The sequence below is a fragment of the Streptomyces sp. MnatMP-M17 genome (assembly GCF_900091995.1).
Classification (GTDB): Bacteria; Actinomycetota; Actinomycetes; order Streptomycetales; family Streptomycetaceae; genus Streptomyces.
Window position 1 is genome coordinate 1 of the sequence record NZ_FMDK01000845.1, and the last position, 4,277, is coordinate 4,277.

The 4,277-nt window shown below is 68.7% G+C and carries 5 protein-coding genes; 3 read left to right on the plus strand and 2 right to left on the minus strand.

The features are described from left to right. Positions 1 to 223 precede the first annotated feature (223 nt). Together GA0115259_RS31750 and GA0115259_RS31755 are read right to left on the minus strand one after the other, a co-directional pair. A complete protein-coding gene (locus GA0115259_RS31750; RefSeq protein WP_093603378.1) occupies positions 224 to 1,171 on the minus strand; it encodes a 3-carboxyethylcatechol 2,3-dioxygenase in 948 nt (315 codons plus the stop codon). After that, positions 1,168 to 2,151: a zinc-binding dehydrogenase gene (locus GA0115259_RS31755; RefSeq protein ID WP_093603380.1), complete on the minus strand. Its 984-nt coding sequence runs from the start codon at positions 2,149 to 2,151 to the stop codon at positions 1,168 to 1,170. Before GA0115259_RS31755 ends, GA0115259_RS31750 begins: the two co-directional genes overlap by 4 nt. A gap of 100 nt (positions 2,152 to 2,251) precedes the next feature. Here GA0115259_RS31755 and GA0115259_RS31760 point away from each other — a divergent pair, with 100 nt between their 5' ends. The 3 genes from GA0115259_RS31760 to GA0115259_RS31770 all read left to right on the plus strand — a co-directional run. Then, positions 2,252 to 3,601: an SRPBCC family protein gene (locus tag GA0115259_RS31760; RefSeq protein WP_093603382.1), complete on the plus strand. Its 1,350-nt coding sequence runs from the start codon at positions 2,252 to 2,254 to the stop codon at positions 3,599 to 3,601. Beyond that, positions 3,598 to 3,933: a non-heme iron oxygenase ferredoxin subunit gene (locus tag GA0115259_RS31765; RefSeq protein ID WP_093603384.1), complete on the plus strand. Its 336-nt coding sequence runs from the start codon at positions 3,598 to 3,600 to the stop codon at positions 3,931 to 3,933. Before GA0115259_RS31760 ends, GA0115259_RS31765 begins: the two co-directional genes overlap by 4 nt. Further along, positions 3,930 to 4,277 (plus strand): FAD-dependent oxidoreductase (locus GA0115259_RS31770; protein ID WP_161230517.1); only part of this gene is annotated, 348 nt, incomplete at its 3' end. The genes GA0115259_RS31765 and GA0115259_RS31770, both read left to right, overlap by 4 nt.

Here is a 4,277-nt window from a genome sequence, read left to right on the forward strand (position 1 = left end):
TCCGCGTGGGCTCCCTCCTCCGCCTTGCGATCCACGGCACCAGACCCCGCTCCCTGATCCAGCCAGATCCAAACGAAAGACCCTGGCTCACGTCCTGCTGCACGTTTCGCCCGGTGGAGCTGGAACTATGCCCGGGCCGGGCTCCGTCACGTCGCCCTGGACAAGCTCGGGCGCGACCGTTTCCATCAGCCTGACAGCGGCGACCGGTCATGCTCGCTCGCGGTCATCGTCCGGCCTCCAACTGCGCGGTCACGACAGCGAATCCGGCGATCCATTCCGGAATCGGCCGGTAGAAGCGGGAGGTGAAGCGGTAGTCACCGGCGGCCGCGAGCGAGGCGAACGCGGCGATCCAGGTACGTACTTCGTGTGCGGAGCCACCCCCCTCGGCACCCATCCACTCGGTGTTCCAGGCGTCGACGTCGGACAGCGTGTTCTCCGCGAGGGTGTCGAGGACCAGGTTGTCCCACTCGGGATTGAGCGGGGTCATCGAACTCGACCCGGCGGCGTAGTCACGGCCCGCCTGGATGACCCGCTGCTCGCCCCTGGCCCGTTGCGCGGCAGTGGGCGGGTGGCCCTCGATCAGGGCGTCGGCGACGCTCGGCGGCGCACCGTCCAGGACGGGGACGGGTGGGTCGTGGGAGAGTCCGCCGGACGCGAGGAAGAGCACCCTGCGATCGAGTTCCTTTGCCGCCTCGCCGATCGCGGTCCCCAAGGCGCGGATTCGACTGACAGGGCCGAGCGGCGTGGCGACACCATTGATGAAGACGGGCACGACAGGGATCTTGTCGATGCCGGCAAACAGGACTTCCAGCGGCTGCACGAAGCCGTGGTCGACGGTCATCCGGGCCGAGGTGGTCAGGTCGACCCCACGGTCGAGAACTCCCCGTGCCAGTGCGCGGGCCGCCTCGGTGTCCACGGAAAGCGGGCCGGCGGCGGAGCCGAAGTCACCGACGGCATGTGCCTCGGTCGCCAGGCAGAACGGGGGCATCTCCTTGTAGAAGAAGCCGTTGTAGTGGTCCGGGGCGTAGAGGACAACCAGTTCGGGGTCGAAGTCCCGGATGAAGGACCGCGCTCCTTCGACGGCTTCGTCAACCGCTGCGAGGACGTCGGGCGCGGGATCGTTCGTCCCGATCAGCGGGGAATGGGACAGGCCGACGGCGGCAGCGTTCACGAGGTTCCTCCCGACGGGTGGACGACGAGCTTTCCGGCCAGCCGCCCGTCGATCATGAGCTGGAAGCCCTTGTGGATCTCCGTGAGCGGCAGTGTGCGGTCGATGACCGGGCGCAAGCCGGTGGCGTCCATCAGCTTCAGCAAGGACACCAGTTCGCTGCGGGTGCAGCCGGTCGAGCCGAGGATGCGCTGCTGGAGATAGAAGACGCGGCCCAGGTCGGCAGGCGGGTTCGTGCCGCTGGTCGCCCCCGCGATGACGATCGTGCCGCCGGGCCTGAGCGACTTCAGCGAATGGGACCAGGTCGCCTCACCGACCGTCTCGATCACCACGTCCACCCGTTCGGGCAGCCGTTCACCGGTGGCCACAGCGGCACGAGCACCCCAGGAGAGTGCCCGCTCACGCTTCTCCTCGCTGCGGCTCGTGGCATACACGACGGCACCGGCTGCGACTGCGAGTTTGATGGCGGCCGAGGCAACGCCCCCGCCCGCGCCTTGCACCAGGACACGGTCGCCGGCCCGGATTTCGGCCTGGGTGAAGAGCATCCGGTAGGCGGTGCCCCAGGCGACCGGCAGGCAGGCGGCCTCGTCGAACGACAGCCATGACGGCTTCGGGATCAGGTTGCGAGTGGGCACTGACAGGTACTCGGCGAAGGCCCCGTTGTGCTGCTCCGACAACAAGGCACGGCCCGGGTCGAGGGTCTCGTCCCCCAGACCAGCGTCCGCGCTGGCGATCACGGGGTGCACGAGGACCTCGTTGCCGTCTTCGTCGTAGCCGGCGGCGTCGCAGCCGAGGACGATCGGCAGTCGCTTGGGCGGATGCCCCACGCCGCGCAGCGTCCACAGATCGTGCATGTTCAGCGACGAAGCGACCACGCGGACCAGGGACCAGCCAGGACGGGGCTCGGGCTTGGGAACGTCTCCGAGCACAAGGCCGGCCAGCGGGTCGCTCGCGCTCTGGGAGACGGCGGTTACAGCAAGCATGGCTTCACGTTCGCCCCGCCCTGCCGCCTGTCGACAGCGCGTGTGCCGTTCTGCGGAACGAGGGATGGAAGCTCCTGACCTGCTGTTGTTGCCTGAGAGCATGACCTCGACGATCGAACCCCAGGGTGCGGCCACCCCGGCCCCGCGCGGGGCCTTGCGGCGCCCGGCCGGCCTGGTTCACACCACTGACGTCTCCGGGCTCGTCGACACCGAGGGCGGGCTGCTGGACCGCGTGATCTTCACCGACCAGGACCTGTACAAGCAGGAGCTGCGCCGCGTCTTCGCGCCGAGCTGGCTTTTCCTGGCTCACACAGACCAGTTCCACAAGCCGGGCGACTTCTTCACCACGTACATGGGCGAGGACCCGGTCATCGTCACTCTCGATCGCGAACGCCGTATCCGCGCCTACGTCAACTCCTGTCGTCATCGGGGCGCCCGCGTGTGCCGTGCCGACTTCGGCACGACCCGCAACTTCACGTGTACCTACCACGGCTGGTCGTTCAACCTCGACGGCTCCCTGGTGAGCGTGCCGAACAAGGACGGCTACCCGAGCGACTTCGACGAGCGGCGCTGGGGTCTGATCGAGGTGCCGCACGTTGAGACTTACCACGGGCTGGTCTTCGGCACCTGGAACCCGGAGCCCCTGCCGCTGCGCGAGTCACTGGGCGACATGGCCTGGTACATGGACGCCATGCTCGACCACGACGAGGAGGGCACGGTGGTCGTCGGCGGTGTGCACAAGTGGGTGCTGGAGGGCAACTGGAAACTGGCTGCCGAGCAGTTCGCCACCGACTGGTACCACGTGAACATGAGCCACGCCTCCGCGCTCATGGTGCTGGCGCCGTCCGGCAAGAAGCCCAGCGACGAGGTCGTACACCGCACCGGCCGCCAGTACTCCGACACGCGCGGCAACGGCGCCGGCTTCCCCGTCCACCCCAGGAACCGCTTCGACGCCCAGACGGTCCACAAGTGGACGGACTATGACGCCCTGCGCGAGCGCCTGGGAGACGCCCGCGTCGAAGGCCCCCTCACCACCGGCCACGCCACCGTCTTCCCCAACTTCTCCTACCTCCCGGTCAACGGCTCCATCCGCATCTGGCACCCCAAGGGACCGGACCGGATGGAGGTGTGGGCCTGGACGATCGTCGACAAGTCCATGCCCGAGGACGTGCGTGAGGCCCAACGCCTCTACAACCTGCGCACGTTCGGGCCCAGCGGGATTTTCGAGCAGGACGACGGCGAGAACTGGAGCGAGGTGCAGGCCGTCGCGCACGGCTTCATCACCAACGGCGTCCCCCTCAACTACCAGATGGGCCTCGACTCCGAGCGTGAGGACGGCCGCCACCCCGGAACCACCAGCGAGCTGTACAGCGACGCCGCCGGACGGGCCTTCTACGGCCGCTGGCGCGAGCTGATGAACACCCCCGCATGGCACGAGGAGCAAGCATGAGTGACGGCATCCGCGTCGCGTCCCTGGACGACATCCCCCAGGGCGAGGGCATCGCCGTCGACAAAGCGCTCACCGGCACCGACGACAACATCGCCCTGCTGCGCGACACCGACGACACCGTCTACGCGCTCGACGACACCTGTACCCACGAGACCGCCTCGCTGGCCGAGGGCTGGGTGGAGGACGGCTTCGTCGAATGCCCCCTGCACTCCAGCAAGTTCTGCCTCAAAAGCGGCGAGGTCCAGGGCCTGCCGGCGTCCAAGAACACCTGCCCGCACCGCGTCGAGGTCCGCGACGGCGAGATCTGGCTCTTCCCCGGTGAGGCGCCGTGAGTACGAGGGTGGTCATCGCGGGCGGCGGCGTCGCGGGTGTCAGCACCGCCGCCGCGCTGCGCTCCCAGGGCTTCGACGGTGAGGTGACGCTCGTGGACGGTGGTGAGTTCCCCTACGACCGGCCCCCGCTGTCGAAGGACTTCCTGTCCGGCACCAAGACCCGGGAGCAGATCGCGCTCCAGCCACCGTCATGGTACGACGACCAGCGCGTGCGCCTGGTCAACCGCACTGTCGTCACCGCGCTGCGGCCCGGCGAGGGCAAGCTCGAACTGTCGGACGGCACCCTGCTGAGCGCCGACCGCGTCGTGCTCGCCACCGGAGCGGGCGCCGCCCGCCCGCCGATT

What these genes read in the sequence shown, in the direction of transcription:
- GA0115259_RS31755 (WP_093603380.1), bottom strand. Translation starts at nt 2,151, where the DNA reads ATGCTTGCTGTAACCGCCGTCTCCCAGAGCGCGAGCGACCCGCTGGCC.
- GA0115259_RS31765 (WP_093603384.1), top strand. Translation starts at nt 3,598, where the DNA reads ATGAGTGACGGCATCCGCGTCGCGTCCCTGGACGACATCCCCCAGGGC.
- GA0115259_RS31760 (WP_093603382.1), top strand. Translation starts at nt 2,252, where the DNA reads ATGACCTCGACGATCGAACCCCAGGGTGCGGCCACCCCGGCCCCGCGC.